Annotated in this window: 23 protein-coding genes and 1 riboswitch; of the genes, 5 read left to right on the forward strand and 18 right to left on the reverse strand. The window is 70.3% G+C overall.

The window, feature by feature from the left end:
* Positions 1-72 precede the first annotated feature (72 nt).
* The 7 genes from ACIBG8_RS17720 to ACIBG8_RS17750 are packed head-to-tail and all read right to left on the reverse strand — an operon-like array spanning position 73 to position 5,718.
* Entirely contained in the window at positions 73-1,215 is a 1,143-nt protein-coding gene (locus ACIBG8_RS17720) for a hypothetical protein (RefSeq protein WP_397343800.1), read from the reverse strand.
* A 42-nt stretch (positions 1,216-1,257) separates the two neighbouring features.
* Entirely contained in the window at positions 1,258-1,950 is a 693-nt protein-coding gene (locus ACIBG8_RS17725; RefSeq protein ID WP_397343801.1) for an endonuclease/exonuclease/phosphatase family protein, read from the reverse strand.
* Positions 1,951-1,959: 9 nt separating this feature from the next.
* Positions 1,960-2,892: an ROK family glucokinase gene (locus tag ACIBG8_RS17730; protein WP_397343802.1), complete on the reverse strand. Its 933-nt coding sequence runs from the start codon at positions 2,890-2,892 to the stop codon at positions 1,960-1,962.
* Between the two features lie 12 nt (positions 2,893-2,904).
* Positions 2,905-3,336 (reverse strand): hypothetical protein, encoded by a 432-nt coding sequence (locus ACIBG8_RS17735; protein ID WP_397343803.1) that lies wholly within the window; start codon positions 3,334-3,336, stop codon positions 2,905-2,907.
* Positions 3,329-4,498 (reverse strand): ArsA family ATPase, encoded by a 1,170-nt coding sequence (locus tag ACIBG8_RS17740; RefSeq protein ID WP_397343804.1) that lies wholly within the window; start codon positions 4,496-4,498, stop codon positions 3,329-3,331. Before ACIBG8_RS17740 ends, ACIBG8_RS17735 begins: the two co-directional genes overlap by 8 nt.
* Positions 4,495-4,929: an SRPBCC family protein gene (locus ACIBG8_RS17745; RefSeq protein ID WP_397343805.1), complete on the reverse strand. Its 435-nt coding sequence runs from the start codon at positions 4,927-4,929 to the stop codon at positions 4,495-4,497. The genes ACIBG8_RS17740 and ACIBG8_RS17745 overlap by 4 nt, the downstream gene beginning before the upstream one ends.
* A 21-nt stretch (positions 4,930-4,950) precedes the next feature.
* Entirely contained in the window at positions 4,951-5,718 is a 768-nt protein-coding gene (locus tag ACIBG8_RS17750; RefSeq protein ID WP_397343806.1) for a metallophosphoesterase, read from the reverse strand.
* A 67-nt stretch (positions 5,719-5,785) separates the two neighbouring features.
* On the opposite strand from ACIBG8_RS17750, the gene ACIBG8_RS17755 reads away from it, so the two are divergent.
* From ACIBG8_RS17755 to ACIBG8_RS17770, 4 genes are all read left to right on the forward strand, one after another.
* Entirely contained in the window at positions 5,786-7,513 is a 1,728-nt protein-coding gene (locus tag ACIBG8_RS17755; RefSeq protein ID WP_397343807.1) for an AMP-dependent synthetase/ligase, read from the forward strand.
* A gap of 921 nt (positions 7,514-8,434) precedes the next feature.
* Positions 8,435-9,739 (forward strand): ABC transporter substrate-binding protein, encoded by a 1,305-nt coding sequence (locus ACIBG8_RS17760; protein WP_397343808.1) that lies wholly within the window; start codon positions 8,435-8,437, stop codon positions 9,737-9,739.
* Positions 9,740-9,772: 33 nt separating this feature from the next.
* A complete protein-coding gene (locus ACIBG8_RS17765) occupies positions 9,773-10,645 on the forward strand; it encodes a carbohydrate ABC transporter permease (protein ID WP_397343809.1) in 873 nt (290 codons plus the stop codon).
* Positions 10,642-11,454: a carbohydrate ABC transporter permease gene (locus tag ACIBG8_RS17770; RefSeq protein ID WP_397343810.1), complete on the forward strand. Its 813-nt coding sequence runs from the start codon at positions 10,642-10,644 to the stop codon at positions 11,452-11,454. The genes ACIBG8_RS17765 and ACIBG8_RS17770 overlap by 4 nt, the downstream gene beginning before the upstream one ends.
* A 317-nt stretch (positions 11,455-11,771) precedes the next feature.
* Here ACIBG8_RS17770 and ACIBG8_RS17775 read toward each other — a convergent pair whose 3' ends face one another.
* The 9 genes from ACIBG8_RS17775 to ACIBG8_RS17815 all read right to left on the reverse strand — a co-directional run bounded on the left by ACIBG8_RS17775 (position 11,772) and on the right by ACIBG8_RS17815 (position 19,879).
* Positions 11,772-11,951 (reverse strand): hypothetical protein, encoded by a 180-nt coding sequence (locus ACIBG8_RS17775; RefSeq protein WP_397343811.1) that lies wholly within the window; start codon positions 11,949-11,951, stop codon positions 11,772-11,774.
* Positions 11,948-12,733, reverse strand: a complete 786-nt coding sequence (locus ACIBG8_RS17780; RefSeq protein WP_397343812.1) for a DUF4097 family beta strand repeat-containing protein — start codon at positions 12,731-12,733, stop codon at positions 11,948-11,950. Before ACIBG8_RS17780 ends, ACIBG8_RS17775 begins: the two co-directional genes overlap by 4 nt.
* A gap of 43 nt (positions 12,734-12,776) precedes the next feature.
* Positions 12,777-13,313 (reverse strand): toxin-antitoxin system HicB family antitoxin, encoded by a 537-nt coding sequence (locus ACIBG8_RS17785; protein ID WP_397343813.1) that lies wholly within the window; start codon positions 13,311-13,313, stop codon positions 12,777-12,779.
* Positions 13,314-13,339: 26 nt separating this feature from the next.
* Positions 13,340-14,479 carry a glycosyltransferase family 4 protein gene (locus ACIBG8_RS17790; RefSeq protein WP_397343814.1) on the reverse strand — a complete coding sequence of 380 codons (1,140 nt, stop codon included), beginning with the start codon at positions 14,477-14,479 and terminating at the stop codon, positions 13,340-13,342.
* Positions 14,476-15,732, reverse strand: coding sequence for a M48 family metallopeptidase (locus ACIBG8_RS17795; protein ID WP_397343815.1), 1,257 nt, complete (start codon positions 15,730-15,732; stop codon positions 14,476-14,478). Before ACIBG8_RS17795 ends, ACIBG8_RS17790 begins: the two co-directional genes overlap by 4 nt.
* 2 nt (positions 15,733-15,734) lie before the next feature.
* On the reverse strand, positions 15,735-16,388 hold the full coding sequence (locus tag ACIBG8_RS17800; protein ID WP_397343816.1) for a hypothetical protein: 654 nt from the start codon (positions 16,386-16,388) through the stop codon (positions 15,735-15,737).
* 72 nt (positions 16,389-16,460) lie between these two features.
* Positions 16,461-16,961 carry a C40 family peptidase gene (locus tag ACIBG8_RS17805; RefSeq protein ID WP_397343817.1) on the reverse strand — a complete coding sequence of 167 codons (501 nt, stop codon included), beginning with the start codon at positions 16,959-16,961 and terminating at the stop codon, positions 16,461-16,463.
* A gap of 77 nt (positions 16,962-17,038) precedes the next feature.
* Positions 17,039-17,199: riboswitch (cyclic di-AMP (ydaO/yuaA leader) on the reverse strand.
* Between the two features lie 308 nt (positions 17,200-17,507).
* Positions 17,508-18,479 carry an NlpC/P60 family protein gene (locus tag ACIBG8_RS17810; RefSeq protein WP_397343818.1) on the reverse strand — a complete coding sequence of 324 codons (972 nt, stop codon included), beginning with the start codon at positions 18,477-18,479 and terminating at the stop codon, positions 17,508-17,510.
* An 86-nt stretch (positions 18,480-18,565) separates the two neighbouring features.
* Entirely contained in the window at positions 18,566-19,879 is a 1,314-nt protein-coding gene (locus tag ACIBG8_RS17815) for an NYN domain-containing protein (protein ID WP_397343820.1), read from the reverse strand.
* 121 nt (positions 19,880-20,000) lie between these two features.
* On the opposite strand from ACIBG8_RS17815, the gene ACIBG8_RS17820 reads away from it, so the two are divergent.
* Complete coding sequence (locus tag ACIBG8_RS17820; protein ID WP_397343821.1) at positions 20,001-21,125, forward strand: phosphotransferase family protein; 1,125 nt, start codon at positions 20,001-20,003, stop codon at positions 21,123-21,125.
* On the opposite strand, the gene ACIBG8_RS17825 is transcribed toward ACIBG8_RS17820, so the two are convergent.
* The gene (locus ACIBG8_RS17825) at positions 21,051-21,707 is read right to left on the reverse strand and encodes a response regulator (protein WP_397343822.1); all 657 of its coding nucleotides are present in this window, start codon (positions 21,705-21,707) and stop codon (positions 21,051-21,053) included. The genes ACIBG8_RS17820 and ACIBG8_RS17825 overlap by 75 nt on opposite strands.
* On the reverse strand, positions 21,704-22,867 hold the full coding sequence (locus ACIBG8_RS17830; RefSeq protein WP_397343823.1) for a sensor histidine kinase: 1,164 nt from the start codon (positions 22,865-22,867) through the stop codon (positions 21,704-21,706). The genes ACIBG8_RS17825 and ACIBG8_RS17830 overlap by 4 nt, the downstream gene beginning before the upstream one ends.
* Positions 22,868-22,902 lie beyond the last annotated feature (35 nt).

The following is a 22,902-nucleotide window of genomic DNA, read 5'->3' on the forward strand; positions in this document are numbered from 1 at the left end:
TCTTGGAGGTTGAGGTCTCTTGGGGGTTGAGGTCTCTTGGGGGTTGAGGTCTCTTGGGGGTTGGGTGGGTGGTCAGGAGTCGGCGGCTGTGGGGCCCTTGGGGCCGAAGGTCTCCACGACGTCCGTGTACTTGTCGGCCGCGTCCACCGCGTGCCCGACCGCCCACACGGCCCCGCTCCCCGGCACGTAGGCGACCGCCTGCAGCCGTACGGCACGCCGTCCCGACACGGTCCCACCCCTGATCACCTGGGTGCTCCCCTTGCCCATCCGCACCAGATAGGCACGCTCAGGCTCGTCCGGGTCATACCCCGAGATCCAGTAACGCCCCTTACCGTCCCCGGCCACGCCGTACAGCAAGGCGTTGGAGGCGGGCAACGTCTCCCGGTGCCACCGCTTGCCGTTCCACGACAGCACCAGCGGCGCGACCCGCCCGTCCCCCCGGTAGACCCCGCCGACGGCGATCGCCCGCTTGGGCCCGTCGACCTGCACGTCCCGCAGGTACCCGCCGGGGATGTCCGGCAGCGAGGCCGCCTTCCACGAACCACCGGACAGATGCATGACCAGCGGCCGCCCAGCCGCGTCCCCGACCGCGAAGCCGTTCGCCACAGCGTGCAGTGTGCTCTTGCGCTCCAGCACCTGGATCGTCCACGCGTTGCCCTGCCCGGTGACGATCAGCCCGCGGCTGTCGCGGCTGCCGACCGCGACGACCTTGCCCGGCCGCGCGTCGACCCCGCCGAGCCAGTCGCCGACCTGCAACCCGTCGTACCCGCCGCCGGCCCGCGTCTTGAGCGGCACCTCGACCCGGTCGAACCCGCCAGTGTCGCCGTGAGCGAGGTACGGCAGGCCGTCGCTGGCGTCGCCGATCGCCCACACGTCATTGGGCCCCGCCGCCGCGACCGCCCGCAGGCTGCCCGCGGCCGCGCTGTCGCGCACCGGGATCTCCGCCCAGGCGCTGCCGTTCCAGTGGCGGATGGTGCCGCGGTTCTTCCAGGCGTCCCAGATCTGCTGCTGGCCGACCGCCCACACGTCGCCCGCCGAGAGGGCCAGCACGTCGGACAGGGAGCCGTCGGCCTCCAGGCGCGCGCTCGTGGAGCGTTGCCACGCCTCGATCGAGACGGGGCGTGGGTCGGCGTACGCAGTAGGGACTACAGGCAGGACGAGCAGACAGATCGTCGCGCACACCGACAGCGCACGCCGCCGGAGGCGACGGGTCATGAGCAAATGGTACGGGTTGTCGGCGGCCCGCCGCCCGGCGCATTACCCGAAAGCCAGGTCAGCCACCACAGGAAGGTGATCGGTGGCCCGCGCCAGGTCGAGCGGCGCCGCGTCCACGCCGCCGCAGGCGACCACGGACAGGCCCGCGCCGACGAAGATCCCGTCGATGCGCTCGCGCGGGTTGTTGGCGGTGAAGGTGAGCCCGTCGCCCCTGGGAGCGCACGGGTAGCTGTCCACGAGCTTGCCCGCGATGTAGCGCCACGTCTCCTGGTGCGACTGCTCGTTGATGTCCCCGGCCACGACCGGGATCGCGCCGAAGCGGGCGGCGGCCGCCTCCACCAGCGCCACCGCCTCGTTGGCGTGGTAGAGCCGCATCGACTCCACCAGGTCGAGGTGGATCGACCCGACCGCGACGCGCTTCCCGTCGACCTCGACGACGGCGATCGCCAGCCCCCGGATCTCGCGAGGCGGGAAGATCTTGAGGATGTGGCTCTCGGCGTGGATCACGCTCACCCGGGGCCCGGCGTAGACGGCGACGCCGCCGAGCCTGCGTCCTGAAGCGACGCTCAGCCCGGTGGCGTCGGCGAGTTGCCTGCGCTTGCTCCGCCAGCACAGGAACCGCGGCGCCTCCTGGACGCAGAGCACGTCCGGCCGCATGGCCGTGACGACGCGCACGAGAGCGGGCACGTCGTCCTGCATGCCCCGCACGTTGTAGGTGCCGATCCTGACGGTCACACGCGCAATCTAGCGCTGCCTGGCGAGGTCGGCAGCCCCCACCACGCCCGCCGCCGCGCCCAGTTCGGCAAGGCGCACGTCAGCGACCGGGCGGTGTCCTCTTCCGGTCAACTGGCGGGCGAACGTCTCGCGCGCCCGGTCGAGGAAGAGGTCGGCGGCGCGGGACACGCCGCCGCCGATGATGAAGCAGCCGGGGTCGAGGATCGCGGCCAGGTCGGCCATGCCCTGGCCGAGCCAGTCGGCGAGCGAGGCGAACGCCGCCAGCGAGGCGTCGTCGCCCTGGCGGGCAGCCTCGGTGACCTCCTCGCCCTCGATCGTGCCGTTGGCCATCCCCATGAGGATCGCGGCGCGCTCCGGCTGGGCCTGGGCGATCTCGCGGGCGTCGGCGACCAGGGCGTTGCCGCTGGCGTACTGCTCCCAGCAGCCCAGGTTGCCGCACCCGCACAGCCTGCCCTCGGGCACGACCTGCATGTGGCCGAGCTCGGCGCCCATGCCCCAGCGGCCGCGGAACAGCTTGCCGTCGAAGACGAGGCCGCCGCCGATGCCGGTGCCGACCGTGATGCACACGACGTGCGTCTGGCCGCGCCCCGCGCCGAACTTGGTCTCGCCCCACGCCATCGCGTTGGCGTCGTTCTCGATGATCACCGGCAGGCCGACGAGCTGCTCGATCTTCTTCTGCAGCGGCTCCTCGCGCCAGGCCAGGTTGGGGGCGAAGCGGACGACGGAGCGGGTCTCGTCCACGAAGCCGGCCGCGCCCACACCCACGGCCTCGATCTTCCTGTCCCGCGACAGCTCCTTGACCACGTCAGCCACCGTTTCGGCGACCAGGTCGGGCCGGTCGGCGGGGGTCGGGCGCAGCGCGTGCTCGACGATCTTGCCCTCGTCGTCCACCACGCCGGCCGCGACCTTGGTCCCGCCGATGTCCACACCGATCGTCAGCATGCCCCAACTCCCCTAACCCAGGTCTATGTGCTCCACATCCTGCCGGTCCTCGCGACCGCGTTCGTCACGGGACCTCTGGGGGGAGGCCGGGCGGCTGAGCGCGTCCAGCGCGCCGCGGAAGGCGGCGAACAGTTCGCCACCCGCGGACACCAGCTCGCCGCCCGCTGCCACGAGATGCCCGGTGACGTCGCCGCCGCCTGACTCCCGCTGTGCCGCGATCGCCCGGCAGACGGGGCACGCGCGGCAGATGTACTCGTCGTGCTGGGGCTCGGCCACGGCCTCGCTCCAGACGTCCTGTTCCTTACGCCCGCCTCCGCCTCCGGTGAAGGAGTTGAAGACGGTCTTACCCATCTGGCGGGTGGCACGCCCCTGAATGCTGTCGAAGAGCTTGCGCGCTTCGTCCGCCACCGTCCCGATCGGGTCCCTGTCATTGTTCTCAGTCATCTGGCCCTCCTGAGACGAACCGTACCCGCAGGACGCCGTCGCGGAGCGCGGCCGCACTGATCTTCCTGCGGGCCAGGGCGGTGGGAAGGGCCAGAATCCGCCGGTACGGCCCGGCCGTGACGATCAGTTCCTCGCCCTTGCGTGCCAGGTCGACGTCGTCGCGGTCGGCACCGGGCAGCGAGAGCTCCAGCGTGTCGGCGGTGATCCGCAGCGGCGGCTCGACGCTGGGAGCGGCGAACGGGTCGGCTTCGCCGTAGATCGCCTCGCCGACCTCGGCGAGCGCGTCGACGCCCACCGGCTCGCCCGGCAGGTAGGGCACGGTGAGGATCGGCAGCGGCGAGAACGACTGCTCGGCCTCGGTGAGCAGCTTGGACTGCGCCGCCACCCACTGGTTGCGCCACTCGTCCGCGCCGTCCGCGGGGAAGACCCGGTTGGCGATGGCCGCGTCGACGCGGTAGCCGTACAGGTTGAGAGACGTGAGCGTACGGCGGGCCTCGGCGAGCACGACGGCCTCGGGGGTGAACACCAGGCGCACGGTGGCGTCGCCGCCGGACAGCAGCTCGCGCACCTCCATCAGCCCGCGGTGGAACCGCTCGCCCGCGCTCATGACGTCGTCGCCGGGCGTGCTGATGTGCGCGACGCTGCGCACCACAGGGCCGATCACCTTCATGATCTTGCGGCCGATCGGCAGCAGCCGGTTGACGTGCCACTCCAGCGCCTCGGGCAGGGCCAGCAGGCGCAGCGTCTCGGCGGTGGGGGCGCAGTCGATGACGATGACGTCCCAGCTGCCGTTCCTGGCCTGGTCGCGCAGCTCCAGCAGGGCGATGAGCTCCTCGGCGCCGGGCAGGACGGTGATCTCCTCCGAGGTGATCTCGTCGAGCCCCAGGTCGGACAGCACGCCTCTGGCGTACGCCTGCAGCTCGCCCCACTGGCGCTCCATGGCGCGCTGGGTGTCGACCTGGTGCAGGTGCAGGCCGGGAGCGATCTCGACGGGCTCCTCGCCGGGGTCGACGCCGAGCGCGTCGGCCAGCGAGTGGGCGGTGTCGGTGGACACGACGAGGGTCTTGAGCCCGCGCCTGGCAGCCAGCGTGGCCGTGGCCGCCGCCACGGTGGTCTTGCCCACACCGCCCTTGCCGGTGAACAGCAGGACGCGAGGGTTCATCGGCCTTCGACTCGCTTCTTCAGCCCCTTCAGGGCGGTGTCCACGATGACCTTCTCGGCCTTGCGCTTGATCATGCCGATCATGGGCACCTTCAGGTCGACGGCGAGCTCGTAGGTCACCTCGGTGCCACTGCCCGTTTCCGCGAGGCGGTAACTCCCGTTGAGCTGGGAGACCATCTTCCCTGCCTCGACCACCTTCCAGGCGACACTCTCGTCGTCGTCCCAGGTGTAGCCGAGGGTGTAGGCGTCGTTGATCACGCCGGCGTCCAGGACGAAGCGGACCTCGACCGCCCGGCCGCCGTCCTCCTTGAGGACCTCGGCGGACTTCACCTGTCCCGCCCACTGCGGGTATGCGGGGAAGTCGGCGATGACCGCCATCACGCTGGCGCGGTCGGCGTCGATGGTGATGCTCGAAGTGGTGCGATCAGCCATGCGACCACAGTATCGGTCGGGTCACCATTCGAGGACGTATGGAACGCCCTTTCCACGGAAATGACCAACGTTCACGCATTCGGTGCGTCCGATGCGGGTGCGCTGGTAGAGCGGCTGGTGCACGTGCCCGAACAGGGCGTACCTGGGCTGGGTCCGCCTGATCGCCGCGAGGGTCGCCTCGCTCCCCCGCTCGTACCTCCTGGCCACGACGTCGTAGAGGAGTTCCGGCACCGCGGGCGGGATGTGGCAGCACAGCACGTCCACCGCGCCGACCGCCTCGACCTTGGCCGCGTACTCCTCGTCGTCGATCTCGTACGGCGTGCGGTACGGGGTCCTGAGCCCGCCGCCGACGAACCCGAACGTCCAGCCGCCGATCTCGACGGTCTGCCCGTCGAGGACGTGGTGGTCGTCCTTGGTGAACTCGCTCCACAGGCGCGGGATGTCGACGTTGCCGTAGGTGAGGTAGGCGGGTTCCGGCATGGCGGCGAACAGGTTCCTGTACTGCTGGCGGACATTTCGCTCTATGTGCTCGCGGGGGTCGCCGTCGAGGCTCGCCCACAGCTGCGATGACATGGCGCGCGCCTCGTCGAACCGCTTGGCCGTACGCAGCGCGATGAACTCCCGCGCCCGCTCCTCGCCGAACAGGTCGGCGAAGATGCCCTGCGCGTTGTCCTCGTAGTCGATGAACAGGATCAGGTCGCCCAGGCAGATCAACGCGTCCGCGCCGTCACCCGCCTTGGCGAGGGCATCGGCTCTTCCGTGCACGTCGCTCACGACATGAACCCGCATGGTGCGATCCTACGGTGGTGACCGGTTGGTAACATCGCGCGGTAGCCGTCCCTTTCAGGAGTGATTCGTGCGCGAGTACAGCGTCCCCGTGCTGGTGGATGTGCCTGCCTCGGCCAGTTGCGCCGACACGGTCTTCCGGCGCGCAGTGGAAGAGCCAGGCCGTGTCGTCATGCGCCGCAAGGACGGTGACGCCTGGCCGGTGGTCACCGCCCTGGAGTTCCGCGACGACGTCGCGGCCGTGGCCAAGGGGCTGATGGCCGCGGGCATCTCGGCCGGTGACCGGGTGGCGCTGATGTCGCGCACCCGGTACGAGTGGACCGTCATCGACTACGCGATCTGGGCGGCGGGGGCGGTGACCGTACCCATCTACGAGACCTCGTCGGCGTCGCAGGTCGCGTGGATCCTGTCCGACAGCGGGGCTCGCGCCGCGTTCGTCGAGCTCGACGGGCACTTCGACACCGTCAGGGAGGTCGCCCCGGAGCTGCCGGTGTGGCGCGTCTCCGAACCTCCTCCGCCCGGCGAGGTCTCGACCCCGGAGCTCGAGGAACGCAGGACCGCGGTGAGCGCGGCCGACCTGGCCTCGATCGTCTACACCTCGGGCACCACCGGCAAGCCGAAGGGCTGCCGGATCACCCACGACAACCTGCTCTTCACCGCGCGCAACGTGGCCTTCGGTCCGCTGGAGCCGCTGTTCACCGTCCAGGATCCGGCGGCGCTGCTGTTCCTGCCGCTCGCGCACATCTTCGCGCGGCTGATCCAGCTCGTCTTCGTCGAGACCGGGGCCGTGCTCGCGCACACGCCGAACATGAAGAACGTCGCGCCCGACCTGGAGGCGTTCAAGCCCACGTTCCTGCTCGGCGTGCCGAGGGTCTTCGAGAAGGTCTACAACGGGGCCGAGCAGAAGGCCATCAGCGGCGGCAAGGGCGCCATCTTCGCCCGCGCGGCGGCGGTGGCCGAGGCCTGGAGCCGGGCGGGCGTCTCCGCCGGGATCGGCCTGCGGTTGCAGCACGCGCTGTTCGACCGCTTGGTGTACGGCAAGCTCCGCGCGGCGACCGGGGGGCGGCTGCGGGCCGCCGTGTCGGGCGGGTCGGCGCTGGGTGACCGGCTCGGGCATTTCTTCCGCGGGGCCGGGATCGAGATCTACGAGGGGTACGGCCTGACCGAGACGTCGGCGCCGTGCGCGGTCAACATGCCGGGGGCCAACAAGATCGGCACCGTCGGCAAGCCGATTCCCGGGGTGACGTTGCGCATCGCGGACGACGGCGAGGTGCTGGCGAAGGGGCGGCACATCTTCGACGGGTACTGGAACAACTCCACGCCGGCGCTGGACCCGGAGGGCTGGTACCACACGGGCGACGTGGGCGAGCTGGACGCGGACGGGTACCTGCGGATCACGGGCCGCAAGAAGGAGATCCTCGTCACGGCGGCGGGGAAGAACGTGGCCCCTGGGCCGCTGGAGGACGCGATCCGGGCGAACCCGCTGATCTCGCAGGCGATGGTGGTGGGTGACGGGCGTCCTTTCGTGGCAGCCTTGATCACCCTGGACCCGGAGGCGGTGGCGGCCAACGGCTCGCCGGCGGCGGACCCGTCGGTTCTGGCCGAGGTCCAGAGGGCGGTGGACAACGCGAACCGGTCGGTTTCCAAGGCTGAGCAGATCAAGAAGTTCGTGATCCTGGAGACGGATCTGACGGAGGAAAGCGGTCATCTGACGCCCACGCTCAAGGTGAAACGCAACCTGGTGATGCGCGACTTCGCCAAGGACATCGACAACCTCTACGACACCCCAGCCAGCTGACACACTGTCGGAAGACAGGGCGTCGTCTCCCGCGCGGGCAAGGGCCTTCGCCAAATTACGCGCTTCGCGCGAGTGGGCTCCGGGCTCCCCTTATTGGGGGGCCGAGCCCCCCAAGACCCCCAGCCGGGCGGCCTACCGGCCCCCGGACCCCCGAGGTCTCAGGCCCCTCCCCAGGGGACGCCGGAATGCGCCGGGGTCATGACCACTGCAGCCCCCAGGCCCAGGGGCATCTGTAAAGCGCATGGGCCTTCGGGGGTGAGCGCGCTACGCCCGAATTACCCTCTGGACTCCCCTCATTGGGGGGCCGAGCCCCCCAAGACCCCCAGCCGGGCGGCCTACCGGCCCCCGGACCCCCGAGGTCTCAGGCCCCTCCCGTGCGAGAGGGCTTGGGCCACGAAAGGCCCCAGGAACCATAGGCGTCAGCACTGAGGCATTCGGCGGAGACCGTCGAGGTCCCCCGGCGTACTGCGTCGCCCTGGCTGTCGGAGAGCCCGCCGACCGACGATCCGGCCGGTGACGGCGGTTTCGTGCCCGAAGCGACCCGGCGTGCCAAGTAGGGTGCGGTCAATCCCCAGCTCGCCGATCTTGCCGCGCGTCCTCCAAGAGTTGCGGCTCGTCGCTCCCTAGGGACCGTCCGACATCGAAGGGGCGCCTCCATAATGAGCGGAAGCTCACGCGGGAACCTCCTACCTTTGGTGAGCTGGTCAACCCCCGGCAGATGAGACATCGGAGCGGTCACGCCGCCCGTCCAGCCCGGTCACACCTCGGTATCAGCCGACCTGCCAACCCCTCCACACCTTGACAGCCACAACCCCACCCCCATAGTAGTGATCCTACGAATCGATGGTAAATACCATTACTTACCAACGAAGATCTCTCCTGCACATGCCAGTGGTCGGATGAGTGAAGGCAGGTGGCGTTGTGAGAAAGTCCCTCCTGGCCGGCGCGTCCCTCGTGGTCCTCGTGGCCGTGGGCGCGTGTTCCGTCAAGGACACCAGCACCGGGGGCAGTACAAGTCAGCCCAGTGGCAGCGCGGCGGCCGCCAAGAAGGAGATCAGCTTCCTGGTCTTCGAGACGCCGAACCTCACGCCGCAGTTCTGGGACGACAACATCAAGCGCGTCAGCGAGAAGCTCGGTGACGTCACCGTCAAGAAGATCGTCGCCACCGGCGACCGTACGCCGTTCGCCAAACAGCTCCTCGCGTCGGGACAGTTCCCCGACATCCAGATCGGCCTCCAGGACCTGCCGTCGTTCGCCGACGGCGGCCACCTCTACGCCTGGACCGACGAGGAGCTCAAGGACTTCGTCTGCGCCAAGTGCAGCGCGATCGGCGGCAAGGTCGTCCAGTTGCCCGCCAACACGCAGACCTGGCAGGTCTACTACCGCAAGAGCCTGTTCGAGAAGGCCGGGATCAAGGAAGCCCCCAAGACCTACGCGGATCTCCTCAAGGACGCCGACCTGCTCAAGGCCAAGGGCGTCCAGCCGTTCGTGATCGCCGGCGGTCCGACGCCCTGGGCGTCCTCGCTCACCTGGACCGGCGAGCTGACCACCGACCTGTACGCGGGCAACCCCGACTGGATGCACCAGCGCCGGGAGGGCAAGACGAAGTTCGACTCGCCGGAGTTCCTCAAGGCGACGAAGAAGTTCGCCGACCTGGCCGCCAAGGGCTACCTCAACAAGAAGGAGATCAGCCGCGACTACCCGTCCGGCGAGGCCGCCTTCCTGGCGGGCAAGGGCGCGATGTACATGATGGGCAGCTGGTTCGCCAGCGCGGGCGACAAGTCCGCCATCAAGGATGACATCGGGATCTTCGCCTGGCCCGCCGACGACGGCTCGATGAAGCTGCCCGCCTTCACCGGCGGCGGCCTGTCGGTCAACGCCCAGTCCCCCAACGTCGACGCGGCCAAGCGCTTCGCGCTGGCGTGGCAGACCGACAAGGCCTACCTCGACACCTCGGCCGTCGCCGACGCGCTGTTCCCCGCGATCAAGGGGTACGAGCTGCCGGGTGACATCGGCACCGTGATGAAGGGTACCTACGAGCTCTACAAGCAGGCGCGCGACGCCAACGCGCTGGTCCCGTCGTTCGGCTGGGAGCAGGGCGACGACGGCATGATCGCCGGGATGCAGGAGAAGTGGGCGCTGTCCTCCCAGGACCTCATCACCGGCAAGAAGTCCGCGGAAGACGTCGCGAAATATCTCGACACGGAGTGGGACAAGGCGAGCTGACCTGTGACCTCTCATGTACGGCGTAGCAGACCGGTGTGGCCGAGGCTCTGGCACTTCCTGAGCTTCGGCGCACCGGGCGTGGCGGTCTACGTCTGCTTCGTGCTCGCCCCGATCCTGGTGAGCCTCGGATACAGCCTGACCAACTACAACCCGCTGCGCTCCAGCACGAAGTTCGTGGGACTGCGCAACTACCAGCTGCTCGTCCAGGACGAGGCGTTCCTCACCTCGCTCGGGATCACCACGATCGTCACCGTCATCGTGGTCGTGGTGCCGAACCTGCTCGGCCTCGGCATCGCCGTACTCCTGGACAGGAAAGGCTGGCTCTACAACGCCCTGCGCAGCGTGTTCTTCACCCCGATGATCCTCAGCTCCGTCGTGATCAGCGTCATCTGGACGCGCATCCTGGCCGACGACGGACCGCTCAACCAGGGGCTCCGGGCGATCGGCATCGCCGAACCGCCCGGCTGGCTGTCCGATCCCGACCTGGCGCTCTACTCGATCGCGTCGATCCTGTGCTGGCAGATGCTGGGGTTCTGCGTCGTGGTGTACCTGGCCGGGCTGCAGGGCGTGCCGCAGGAGCTGATGGAGGCGGCCTCGATCGACGGGGCGGGGTCGGTGCGCAGGTTCTGGCGGGTCACGTGGCCGCTGCTGGCTCCGTCGCTGACCATCAACACGGTGGTGCTCCTGATCTCGGCGTTCAAGGTGTTCGACCACGTCCAGGTCATCACGAACGGCGGGCCCGGCGTGGGCAGCACGGCGACGATCGCGTTCCTCGTGCTGCAGACGGCTTTCGTGGAGAACAAGCAGGGGTACGCCTCGGCGATGGCCGTGGTGATGCTGGTCGTCATCGCGGTGCTCGCCGCCGTGGCGCTGCGGTTCCTGCGCAGGCGGGAGGTGGACCTGTGAAGCTGCGTCCGGTCGCCGGCATCGTGGTCGGCGCGATCTTCTTCATCCCGCTCTACATCGGGCTGATCAACACCTTCCGCGATCCCGACCTGATCGCGCAGGAGCCGATGGCGTTTCCGCATCCGCCGACGCTGGACAACATCGTCAACCTGCTGACCCGGCCCGACCTGCTCTACTGGGCGAGCCTGGCCAACAGCGTGCTCGTCACGTCGGTGTCGATCCTGGTGCTCACGGTGCTTTCCGCCTGTCTGGGGCACTACCTGGCTCGTACGGCGAGCATCTGGGGCAGGGCGCTGATGCTGCTCCTGCTGTGCGGGCTGATGATCCCGCCGCAGGTGATCCTGGCGCCGGTCACGTACGTGCTGGGGTCGCTCGGGCTGATGCAGACGGTTCAGGGGCTGGTGCTGTTCAACGTCGGCTACTACATCCCGTTCGGGGTGTTCGTGTTCTCCGGGTTCATGCGGGGGATCCCGCGTGAGCTGGAGGAGGCCGCGGCGATCGACGGGGCGTCGCGGGGGCAGATCTTCTGGCGGATCGTGTTCCCGCTGCTGCGGCCGGCGAGCGCGAGCGTGCTGATCTTCTTGGGGGTGTGGATCTGGAACGACTTCATCGACCCGTTGATCATCCTCGGGCCCAGCCGGGGGACGACGATCACCACGGGGATCTACCGGTCGGTGGGATTGTGGCGGACCGACTTCGGGACCATCTTCTCGCTGATGCTCATGGGGACGATCCCCGTGCTGGTCTTCTATTTGTTCCTGCAGAAACACTTCGTCAAGGGCCTCACCGGCGGCGCCACCAAGGGCTGACCACCCCACGTCCCCCCGTCTCGCACAACCCGTCTTTTCACGAAACCTCGTGACCCCTGGCCACCCCGCGGCCTCCTTACGGCTCCGCATCCCCTCGACCCACGTAACCCGGCCCCTTCGACCTCCGCGGCCCCATCGGGGGTGCTCCGCGCAGTGAAGGGCGGAAGAGACCCGCTCTGGGACCACACGAGCGGGGCCGTTGAGTGGTGGGCCCGATGGTGGCCGGGCCGCGGTGGCCGGGCCGTGGGGGCCGGGCCGTGGGGGCCGGGCCGTGGGGGCCAGGCCGTTGGTGGTGAGGGCCGTGGTGGCCGGGTTGGTCATTGGGTGAGGTGGGGGCGGGGGCGGATGTCGATCGTGTCGGCCAGGCGGTGCAGATGGACGGCCAGGCGGTGGCGTAACGGCTGCCTGAACCGGGCGAGCTCGCGATGCCGGTCCGCGTCCGCCACGAACTCCGCGTGCCGCTGCCGCGCATATGTGATCATCAGGTCCTCGTTCATCGGGCGACTCCTGCTCTCGTGATGGTGATGTCCCCGCTCAGCGAGCGGGCGCTGATCTCGACCGTCTCCTCGCCCTCCCCCGGCTGCCCGCTGCGCTCCAGCCGCGAGATGGTCTTGCCGGACAGCGACGACACGTCCAGCCACACCGCCGGCCCCTGCGCCACGCCGACCGTGATGTCCCCCGACGCGGAGTTGAGGGTCATCCGCCCCCGCGCCACGCTGCCGAACTCGAGGTCGCCGGAGACGGTCTTCCCCGTGACGTCCCCCAGCGCCTCACGGACGACGACGTCGCCTGACGCGCTCCGCACGTCCAGGGCGTCGCGCACCGAGCCCACCCTGACGTCACCGGACGTCGACTCCACGACGCCCTCGCCGTCGATGACGTCACACACGACGTCACCTGACGCCGACTTGACGCGCACGTGCGCGGCGTGCTCGACGCGGATGTCTCCGGCCGCCGTCCCCGCCTCGACGTCGCTCACGCGGCCCGAGACGGAGATGTCGGCCGCGGCCGTCTTGGCCTGGACCCTGGAGCCGGTGGGCAGCGCGACGGTGACCATGACCTCGGGCGTGCGGCGCAGCCACCCGCCGTCCGGGGTGGTCACGACGAGCGTGCCGTCGTCGAACTCGACGGTCACGGAGGCGGCGTAGTCGGCGTCGGACGGCTTGCGCGGCCGCACCTCGACGTGGGCGTCGTCACGGTCGCTCGCACTGACGGCGAGGTGACCCGCGGCGACGGTCGCCCGGAGGGTGATGGGCTCGGGGGTTGAGAAAGTGGGCATGACAAAGCTCCGTTCGGCGAAAGAAGGGGATGGTGCTGGGAAGTCAGCGGACCCAGCCGCTGAGGCGTTGTCCGATCGGCGGGCGCCGTGGCGGCTCGTGGGGTTCGTAGGCGTCCTCGCCGCCGTCGCCCGACACGGCCGCGCTCAGCGCTCTGACCAGCCAGGCGTTGACCGACACCCCTGAGCTGCTCGCGGCCTCCTCGACGCGCGACTTGAGCGTCTCGGGCAGGCGCAGGGTCATCCTGGCCGTGCTCTCCTCGCCCGGCGGCGTCGGCGGCTCCGGCGGCCGGGGCGGCGCCGGCGGGAAGCCGGGGCCTGGCGGCCCCGAGCGGTGCCGGAGCGGCATGTTCACCACGAACTCCGGCTCCCTGCCGCGGATGCGCACCTCGACGACGCCGGGATCGATCTCCCTGCTCAGCTCGTCGGCCGCGTCGGACAGGACCTCGATCAGGGTCAGCCTGACCGCGGAGTCGAGCGCCGAGACCAGCCGCTCGGCGGCGACGCCGGCGTCGGCACCCGCCACCTCCGCCGCCGAGGTCAGCTCGCGGCGGAGACTCTCGATGTACGTCGTCAACTCCATGACGCCATCATGACATCAGAGTGACGTCACCGCAAGGGGGGGTCCGACATCAGATTGCCGTCGAGCAGCGTCATGAACCGCGCGGCCACCCGCTCCCAGTCCCATTCCCTGACGATCCACTCGCGCCCCCTGCTGCCCATCTTGGCCGCGAGCGAGGGGTCGGACAGCAGTTCCACCAGCGCCGACGCCACCTCCTCCACCGACGTCCCGTCGACGAGCAGGCCGGTCTCGCGGTGCCTGACGGCGTCCGGCGACCCTCCCGACGCGCCCGCCACGATGGGCAGCCCGGTGGCCGCCGCCTCCAGGAAGACGATGCCGAGCCCCTCGACGTCGACCCCCTTCCACCGGGTACGGCAGGGCATCGCGAAGACGTCGGCGGCGGCGTAATACTGCGGCAGCCGCTCGGACGGCACCCCGCCCGCGAACCGCACCGACCCGAGCACCCCGGCAGAGGCGGCCAGCCGTTCCAGCCTGCGCCGGTCAGGCCCGTCCCCCACGACGAGCAGCAGCGCGCCGGGCACGGCCCGCCGTACCAGCGGCCAGGCCCTGATGAGCTGGTCCTGTCCCTTGCGCGGCACCAGCCGCGACACGCACGCGGCCACCGGCGCGTCGCCGAGCCCGTGCGCCAGCCGTACGGACGACCCGTCCACGCCCGGGTGGAAGACGGTGGTGTCGACGCCGGGCGCCAGCCGTTCGAGCCGGTGGCGCGGGATCGCCGACAGCAGCCGCGCGTGCGTGTAGGCCCCCAGGTAGGTGACCACGTCCGCGTGCGCGCCGATCCTGCGCAGGACCCCGCGGAACACCGGCGCGCTCGCCCATGAGGCCTCGTGGCCGTGCGTGAGCATCACCACCCGCCGCGCGCCGGCCGCGCGCAGCCGCGGGGCCAGCAGCCCGAGCGGCGCGGCGGCGCCGAAGACGACCGTGTCGGCGCGGTGCTCGGCGACGAGCGCGGCGGCCCGGCGGGCGACGGCGGGCGACGGCAGCATGAGCGAGGTCGGGTGCCTGACGATCCGGTACGGCTGGCCGCGGTCGAAGGCCTCGCTGCCGCGCCAGGCCGGCGCGTAGACGGCCACGCCCGGGGTGCGCAGCGCGAGGCCGTGCACGAACGACTGGATGCCGCCCGGCCTCGGCGGGAAGTCGTTCGTGACGATGACGACTCTGGTCACGGCTCTGGAAGGCGGTTCAAGCGAGCCCACGAGCGCGCCATGGCGATGCGCTCGGGAGCCGTGGGATGGGATGCATAGAGGACATACTCCATGACATCCGGTGCCAAATCGGAAATGTTGGTCGTCGCGAGTCGTTTCTGCATCGCGATGAACGTTTTCGGGTCACGGGTGAGGTCCAGGGCATGGACGTCGGCCCTGGCCTCGACGTGGCGGCTCACGACGTTCTGGGCAGGTCCAGAGAGCACGGTGGCGATGCTCATCAGCCCCATCACGACTCCCACCGCCCGTGGATCGGAGATCGCCTCCACGCCCGCGCGCCGCCGTACCAGCCAGAAGGCCAGGAAGAGCAGGCCCGCGCCGAACGCGGCCCCCAGCCCGCCGATCAGCGTGCCGTTGAGGACGTCGCCGTACTTGGCGTGGCCCAGCTCGTGCGCGACGACCAGCTCGATCTCGTCCTCCGGAGCCTTCAGCAGCGTGTCGTAGACGACGATGCGCCGGGTGGCGCCGAAGCCGGAGACGTAGGCGTTGAGCGCGTTGGTCCTGCGCGAGGCGTCGGCGATGAGCACGTCCTCGACCGGGACGCCGTCGCGCTGCGCCATCGCGAGCAGGTCGGTGCGCAACTGACCGGCGGGCATCGGGCGGAAGTCGTTGAAGAGCGGCTCGAACACCACCGGATAGACGAACGACGCGGCCAGGGTGAGCGCGAAGGCGCCGACGGCCGCCGGGATCCACCAGCGCCTGAACCGCCTGGCCAGCGCGATCACCGCGACGACCATGATCGACAGCAGCACGACCCGCACGCCGATGCTCTTGACGCGGTCGAGGCTCCAGCTCGCCCAGTTCTGCGTGGACAGGCCGAACGCGCGCAGCTGCACCTCGAACCAGATCCCCAGCGGCCACCTGACCGCCTCCACGAGCACGGTGAGCACGAGGACGCCCAGGATCGCCCGCACCCACCAGGGGCCCCTGAGCCTGCCCAGGAGGCGCGCGCCGAAGGGGGTGGCGACCAGGATCCCGGCGAACAGGATCGTCAGCCCCAGCGACAGGTAGGCGGGCGTGCCGGTCGCCGCGTCGAACGCCACGGACCTGGCGATCTCGGCCGGGGTGAAGTCACGCGCCGGGTCCGGCGCGACGTAGGGGGCGCCGGGCGGCAGGACCCGCCAGGGCGTGGTGAGCCACACCACGACGAGGATCACCGCGCCGAGCCCCGCGAGCGCGACCCCGAGCTGCCGCCGTTCTCTCACTTCGCCCATAGTCACCCCAGTTGTTCGAGCACGTACTCACGCCATCCTCGGGTGATGCCGAGCGACGTCGGATCACGATAGAGCCTCACCAGCCTGTCCTCACCGAAGCGCTCGGCGACGAAGCGACACGCCAGCCACGCCTCCTGGTACGCCTGGGCCAGCCGCACGGCGCCCGGGGCGAAGTCCTGAGGTCCTGGGAGCTCGTACGGCAGGCGACCGGCGCGCACGTCTCCGGCCAGTTCCGCCGCCGCGACCTTCACCGGCAGCCCGGCGTCGCGGTAGGCGACGTAGTCGGCGAAACCCTCGCGCAGCCAGGCGGGGACGCCGCCGGTGCCCGCCGCGACGTGGGTGAGCTCGTGGGTGAGGACGACGTCGCGGCCGGTGGGGGTGAGCTTGGCGAAGTTGCCCGGCACGACGATGACGCGGCCGCGGTCGGCCAGCGCGGCGAGCCCGTCGACGGACCCGACCCCTGCGAGCCTCGCCGCTTCGCCGTCGGAGGACGGGACCACCACGACGGGATGTACGGGGACCCCCAGGATGGCCGACACCCGCTCGGCCGCGAGCTCGGCGCGCCGGGTCAGGTCACTGGTCGGCGGTGGTGCGCTCCCCACGCAGACCGCCAGGACGGCGAGGGCCGCCAGCGATGCTCTGAGGAGGAGGGACACGCTCAAAGAGCGTAGCCGGGCCGTACGCGTGAAAGCCCCGTCCCACGTCGGGACGGGGCCTGCACGAAGGGGTCACGCGCCGGGACGCACCGCTCCCGCGAACGACGACTTCCGCCATCCGCTGAGCTTCTCGATGCGGACCGTCTTACCCGAGCTCGGCGAGTGGATCATCTTGCCGTTGCCGACATACATGCCCACGTGGCCCTTCCCGTGGAAGAACATCAGGTCGCCCGGGCGGAGGTTGCCCCAGGAGACCTTGGTCCTGATGCGTGCGTACTGGCTGTTCGTCACGCGCGGGATCTTCACTCCGGCCTTCCTCCAGGCGTACTGGACGAGTCCGGAGCAGTCGAAGGAGCCTGGGCCCGTCGCGCCGTAGCGGTAGGGGTCACCGAGCTGCTTCTTGGCCACGGCGACGGCCTTGCCGGCCCTCGCCTTCTGCCGGGCGGCCTTCGCCGCCTTCGCCGACCGCGTCACCTTGGCGGGCTTCGCGGTCGTGGTGGTGGTGCTCGCCGTCGCCGCCTGGGCCGAGGCAGCCTGGAGGGCGACGCCCCCGGCTGTCACGGTCATCGTCATGGCGATCCCGCTCAGAGAGATGCGGGCTAGGCGCGACAAACGGGGGAATTGCAGGGAGGTAGACAGGATTGTCTCCTTGGGACTTCCACGAATGCCTACCGGGTTAGCTGACGGATTCGGGCGTGGAAGTCGCCCTACGGCGCGTGATGCGCCGATTCACCCCTGATCCCGGGGGAATGGGATCGATGGTTCCCCGGCTCCGTGCCTCCTGGCTGCACGAATTCGGCAGGCCGCCGGGGGTCGTTCTGGTGGGCGGCGGCCAACGGATTCACTTCGCGGGCGTCATGGCTTGCCGCCGCGGAGCCAGAAGGTACTCGTCTCGCCACGGCTCGGCAAAGCGTAAGCAAAGAGTAAAGATCCATCTTTCCGTCAGTAAGACGAGATACCCCTGCTGGACATGGGGCTCTGTTATCGATATGTGACCCTGCTCACATCGCGCCCCTCACAGGGTCTGTCAAACCCCATCCGTCACTCCAGTCACATCCGTTTCAGGGCATGGCTGAGTTCCGGTACGGCGCGCCGTACCGGAAAGATGGTGAAAAGGGACTACGGGCGGATAGCGCCGACGAGCGGCCTGCCGTAGTCGGAAAGGGCGACGATCTTGACCACGTCACCCGTCTGCGGCGCGTGGACGATCTTGCCGTCCCCCGCGTAGATGCTGACGTGCCCCAGACCCTCGCTGAAGATCAGGTCCCCCGGCTGCAGCGAGTCGAGCGGCACCTTGCGGTTCGCCCCCCACGACCACTGCTCCCACGTCGTGCGCGGCAGCGACACGCCACCGGCCCGCCACGACGCCTGCGTCAGCCCCGAGCAGTCCCAGCTGCCCGGCCCCGTACCGCCGAACTGGTACGGCTTGCCCACCTGCGCGAAGGCGAACTCCAGGACGGCCGCCGCGTTGCCCGACGCCGAGCCCGTGTACTCCACGCCCGTGCTGTTGGGGTCGCCCGCCCGGTAGGCGCCGAGCTTCACCAGCAGCTTCTTCTGCTGGGCGACCAGCTTGAGCACGTCGGCCCGGTCCTTGGCGACCGCGTCGCGCTCCTTGTCGGCCGACGCCAGCGCCGTCTTGGCCTTGTCGCGGTCGGCCACGAGCTCGCGGTTCTGGTTGTCGAACGCGGTGAGCTGCTCGGACCGCTCGTCGGCGAGCTGGTCGACCAGGGCCATGACGTTGAGCTTGCCCGTCGGGTCGCCCCCGCCCATGAGCGCGGGCAGGTGGCCCATGACGCCGGTCTGGTACTCGTTGACGGCCATGGTGACGATCTGGGTGCGTAACCCGGCGACGGTGGCCAGCCTGCGCTTGTAGGTGTCGTTGAGCGTGCCGTAGGCCTTCTTCGCCTTCTTGTACCGCTCGGTGGCCTGGTTGTAGCTCTCGACGACCTTGTCGGCCTTGTCGTTGAGCTTCTCGAGCTTGGCCTTGGCCTGCTTGATGGTCGGCTTGGGATCGGCCATCGCCCCGTCAAGGGGCAGCAGAAGAGCCACCACCGCCATGCCCGCGGCCAGCGGTACCCGGCCAAACCTCACAGCGCACGCCCTCCCAGTGATCACACCTGGGGGGAAATAGTACAGAAAAGGGAAGGGCCAGCTAACCAGAAAGTCTGATTTGTGACCTAAGCCCGGCCGAGCCGCCTGAGCAACATCGACGAGGGTACGGCGCGCGCGCCCATCCTGCGCACCGACTCGGCGACCTCGCGGTCGGACGACACCACCGCGATGGCCCTGCCCTGCGGTTCCGCCCGCACGAGCTGCCTGATGAGGTCGTCGGCGATCTCGCCCGGGGCGCTGAACATCACCCGCACCCCGCGCGGCGCCACCACCTGGACGGGCGCGTTGAGCTCCGCGCCGTCGAAGACCACGGTCACCTCGACGCGGGTCTGCGCGACCAGGCCGCCGAGCCCGGTCATCAGCCTGGCCCGCTGGTCGGCGAGGGTGAGCGTGCCGTAGCCGGTCTTGGTGACGTTGTAGCCGTCGATGATCAGGTGCACCTGCGGCAGCGCCAGCAGCTGGTCGAGCAGCTGCGGGTCGTCGTCGGCCAGTGCGCGGGCGGCGACGCCCGGCTGCCCCGGCGCGACCGCGGCCACCGAGTCCGCCGGACGGCTGATCGTCGTGGGCAGGGCGAGCTCCCTGCGCAGCCCGGCCGAGGCGTCCTGGAGCGCGTCGAGCAGCACCCTGATGCGCGCGTCCTCGATGCTCCTGCCCTCGCGCGCGGCCCGGCGCGACGCCTCAAGCTGGCGCTCCACGTCGCTGAGCCGCTCGCGCAACCGCCTGACCTCGGACTCCCCCGCCGACGAAGCGGCGGCCTTCGACTCCTTGGCGTGCTGGGCCGCGTGCTCGAACTCGGCCGCCCTGGAGTCGGCCGCCTTCATCCGCTCGCGCGCCTCGTGGAGCTTGCGCCGCAGGTCGGAGTTCTCCGAGCGGGCGGTCTTGAGCTGCTCGCGCAACCGTTCGACCTCCTCCTTGGCCGAGGTCTTCTGCGCGGCGAGCTGCTCGCGCAGGCGGGTGACGGTCTGCTCCTGGGCGGAGCCCTCGGCTGCGGCGGCCGTCTGCTCGAGATCCACGCGGGCCGTCTCGACCATCTCCGCCCATCCGGGCGGGCGGGTCAGATAAGCTGCGGCAGCCACCAGGACGGGGTCGGCGGCCGGCGGCACGTTGCCCTCGGCCAGCGCTGAGACGAGTTCCGGCCACCCGGCCGCCACCGACTCGGCGACCGCCTCGCGAAACTCCTTGTCGTTCTCCAGCTGGGCCGCGATGGGCGCGCTGCCGAGCTTGGCCCGTTTTCGCGGATCGAACTTGGCGATGCCGCGCAGCGGCGGCGGGATCGTGGCAGCGGGCATCGACCCGAGCACCTGAGCGGCCAGGTCGACCACGTTGATCCGCACCTGCTCGGGAAGCGGGCGAGACAGGCCTTCACCGGCTGAGCTCATCCCACTGCCTTTCAACTGACCCTTCGCGTGCTGTCTTTCAGACAAGGGTACGGCTGTCGCGGGCATGGGCGTGTCCGGGTGCATATGGACAAGCGCTTGGTTGGAGGTATACGACTGTGCCATGTCGGAGCAGATGCGCACATCGACCCGCGATCTCGACGAACTCCACGACCGGGTGCACGCCTGGCTGGAGGGCAGGCTCGGCTGCGCGGTGACGGTGTCGGAGCTGTCGCGCCCCTCGGGCAACGGGATGTCGAGCGAGACGCTCTTCTTCACCGCCTCGTGGCAGGGAGGGCAGACGCGGTGCGTGGCCCGCATGGCGCCGGCCGCCGAGGCCGTGCCCGTCTTCCCCACCTACGACCTGGGGACGCAGTTCGAGGTCATGCGGCTGGCCAGGGAGCGGGCCGGGGTGCTCGCGCCGCGCGCCCTGTGGTTCGAGCCCGACGCGGGGCCGCTGGGCACGCCGTTCTTCGTGATGGAGCGCGAGGACGGCGACGTCCCGCTCGACGTGGCTCCCTACACCTTCGAGGGGTGGCTGCTGGACGCCGCTCCCGCCGATCGCCGCCGGCTGCAGGACCACACGGTGGCCATCGTGGCGGCGCTCCACGACGCGCCGTTCGCGAAGGAGGAGCTGGCGGTGCTCGGCGAGGGCGGGCTGCGCAGGCACGTGGACGAGCAGCGCGCCTATTACGAGTGGGCGCACGGGGCGATGCGCATCCCGTTGCTGGAGCGCGCCTTCGACTGGCTGGAGACCCACTGGCCGGAGGACCCGGGTCCTGACGTGTTGTGCTGGGGCGACGCGCGGATCGGCAACGTGATGTACCGCGACTTCACTCCGGTGGCGGTGCTCGACTGGGAGATGGCCGCGATCGGCCCGCGCGAGCTCGACCTGGGCTGGATGATCTTCCTCCACCGCTTCTTCCAGGACATCGCCGAGGTCTTCGAACTCCCCGGCCTGCCGGACTTCATGCGCACGGAGGACGTCTGCGCCAGATACACCTCCTTGACCGGCTACACCCCGAAGGACATGCCTTTCTACGAGACGTACGCGGCGCTGCGCCACGGCATCGTCATGGCCCGCGTCTGGCACCGCCGCATCCACTTCGGCGAACAACCCATGCCAGACGACCCCGACGACCTCGTCATGCACAGAGCCGCCCTGGAGCAGCTGTTAGGGGGCGGCGTCGTAGACGAGGAGGGCGATCTGGACGCGGTTGTTGAGGTCGAGCTTGGTGAGGATGCGTGAGACGTGGGCCTTCACGGTCGCCACGCTCATGTAAAGGTCAGCCCCGATCTCGGCGTTCGAGCGGCCCTTCCCCACCGCCTCGGCGACCTCGCGTTCGCGTTCGCTGAGGCGGTCCAGCAGCCGCCGTGCCCGCTCGCGTCTGGTGTCGGCGCCGCCGTCCGACACGTGGGTGATCAGCTGACGGGTCACCACCGGGCTGAGGATGGGCTCGCCCGCCGCCACCTTGCGGATCGCGGCCACCAGGTCGGCGGGCGGGATGTCCTTCAGGAGGAAGCCAGCGGCGCCCGCCCGCAACGCGCGCAGGACCTGGGCGTCGGCGTGGAAGGTGGTCAGGACCACCACCTCCGGCGGCTTGGCCGTCGCGCGCAGCGCCTCCGTGGCGGTCAGGCCGTCGACGTTGGGCATGCGGATGTCCATGAGCACGACGTCCGGCCGGTGCTCGGCCACCATCGCGGGCACCTGGTCGCCGTCCGACGCCTCCCCCACGATCGCCAGGTCGGGCGCGCCGGACAGGATCATCGACAGCCCCGCACGCACGAGCGCGTCGTCGTCGACGATCAGGACGCGGATCTGCTCACTCATGGTGCCCACGGTAGCCACGCCTCCAGCACGAAGTGGTCCTGCTCCCGCCCGTGTCGCAACCGCCCGCCGAGCAGTTCGGCGCGCTCGGTCAGCCCGATGAGCCCGGCGCCCGCGCCGGGAATGCCCGGATGGGCGCGCCCGGTGACCCGGTTGCTCACCTCGATCGTCAGCCCGTCCCCCGGCGCGCCCGTCACGCTCACCGTCACCGCCGCGCCCGGCGCGTGCTTGCGCGCGTTGGTCAGCGCCTCCTGCACGATGCGGTAGGCGTTGCGCCCCAGACTCTGGGGCACCTCCTGTACGGCCAGGCTGAGCCGTACGTCCATGCCCGCCTGACGCGACTCCTCGGCCAGCACCGGAAGGTCGGCCAGGGTGGGCTGCGGCCGCTCGGGAACGGGGTCGTCGCCGGGCCCGCGCAACACGCCGATCACCTCACGCAGGTCCTGCAGCGCCTGGTGCGCGCTCCCCCTGATGGCCCCGGCCGCCTTGGCGATCTCCTCGGGCGAGGCGTCCGGTCTGAACTCCAGCGCCCCCGCGTGCAGGCTGAGGATGGAGATGCGATGCGCCAGCACGTCGTGCATCTCCCGGGCGATGCGCTCGCGCTCGAGCCGCCTGGCCTCGTCGGCCGCGCCGTCCGCGCGCAGGCGCAGCGACCAGACGAGCTGGCGCCTGGCCCTGATCAGCACGCCCCAGCCGAAGACGAGCGTGGCGAGCGCCACCGTCAGCACGAACGTCCCGCCCACGCCGAGCTCCGGGTCGGGACGCCAGAAGACCAGCGGCATCACGGTGAGGAGGTTCAGCACCAGGATCGGGCCGGAGATCTTGAAGGGCCGGTGCACGGCCACGGTGAACAGCGCCACCCCAGCCGCGCCGCCGACCAGGCTGAGCACCGAGCTGAGCAGCGCGGTGACGATGGCGAGCGTGACCGGCCACCGGCGCCTGAGCCAGATGGCGGCGCACGACAGCGCGCCCATGACCTGCTCGGTCAGGACCACGGCGTCCGGCTGCCCGGCGAGGTCGGGCGCGGTCAGCAGCGCGGCGGTGCAGGCGAGCACGAACATCAGCGTGTCGACGAACCAGTCGCGGGTGGAGCGCCGCACGGGCCGCCCCTCCTGGCCGTCCCCGAGCAGCACCGAGGGCAGCAACCACCGATACTCCGTCACATTTCCCGAGGTTACGGCCTACCTACGGCCCGGCG

The sequence above is a fragment of the Nonomuraea sp. NPDC050556 genome (assembly GCF_044457355.1).
GTDB lineage: Bacteria > Actinomycetota > Actinomycetes > Streptosporangiales > Streptosporangiaceae > Nonomuraea.

Excerpts from the sequence above, each read along its gene's own strand:
- ACIBG8_RS17720 (WP_397343800.1), bottom strand. The coding sequence starts at position 1,215 with ATGACCCGTCGCCTCCGGCGGCGTGCGCTGTCGGTGTGCGCGACGATC.
- ACIBG8_RS17730 (WP_397343802.1), bottom strand. The coding sequence starts at position 2,892 with ATGCTGACGATCGGTGTGGACATCGGCGGGACCAAGGTCGCGGCCGGC.
- ACIBG8_RS17735 (WP_397343803.1), bottom strand. The coding sequence starts at position 3,336 with ATGACTGAGAACAATGACAGGGACCCGATCGGGACGGTGGCGGACGAA.
- ACIBG8_RS17740 (WP_397343804.1), bottom strand. The coding sequence starts at position 4,498 with ATGAACCCTCGCGTCCTGCTGTTCACCGGCAAGGGCGGTGTGGGCAAG.
- ACIBG8_RS17745 (WP_397343805.1), bottom strand. The coding sequence starts at position 4,929 with ATGGCTGATCGCACCACTTCGAGCATCACCATCGACGCCGACCGCGCC.
- ACIBG8_RS17750 (WP_397343806.1), bottom strand. The coding sequence starts at position 5,718 with ATGCGGGTTCATGTCGTGAGCGACGTGCACGGAAGAGCCGATGCCCTC.
- ACIBG8_RS17775 (WP_397343811.1), bottom strand. The coding sequence starts at position 11,951 with ATGAACGAGGACCTGATGATCACATATGCGCGGCAGCGGCACGCGGAG.
- ACIBG8_RS17780 (WP_397343812.1), bottom strand. The coding sequence starts at position 12,733 with ATGCCCACTTTCTCAACCCCCGAGCCCATCACCCTCCGGGCGACCGTC.
- ACIBG8_RS17785 (WP_397343813.1), bottom strand. The coding sequence starts at position 13,313 with ATGGAGTTGACGACGTACATCGAGAGTCTCCGCCGCGAGCTGACCTCG.
- ACIBG8_RS17795 (WP_397343815.1), bottom strand. The coding sequence starts at position 15,732 with ATGGGCGAAGTGAGAGAACGGCGGCAGCTCGGGGTCGCGCTCGCGGGG.
- ACIBG8_RS17805 (WP_397343817.1), bottom strand. The coding sequence starts at position 16,961 with ATGACGATGACCGTGACAGCCGGGGGCGTCGCCCTCCAGGCTGCCTCG.
- ACIBG8_RS17815 (WP_397343820.1), bottom strand. The coding sequence starts at position 19,879 with ATGAGCTCAGCCGGTGAAGGCCTGTCTCGCCCGCTTCCCGAGCAGGTG.
- ACIBG8_RS17820 (WP_397343821.1), top strand. The coding sequence starts at position 20,001 with ATGTCGGAGCAGATGCGCACATCGACCCGCGATCTCGACGAACTCCAC.
- ACIBG8_RS17825 (WP_397343822.1), bottom strand. The coding sequence starts at position 21,707 with ATGAGTGAGCAGATCCGCGTCCTGATCGTCGACGACGACGCGCTCGTG.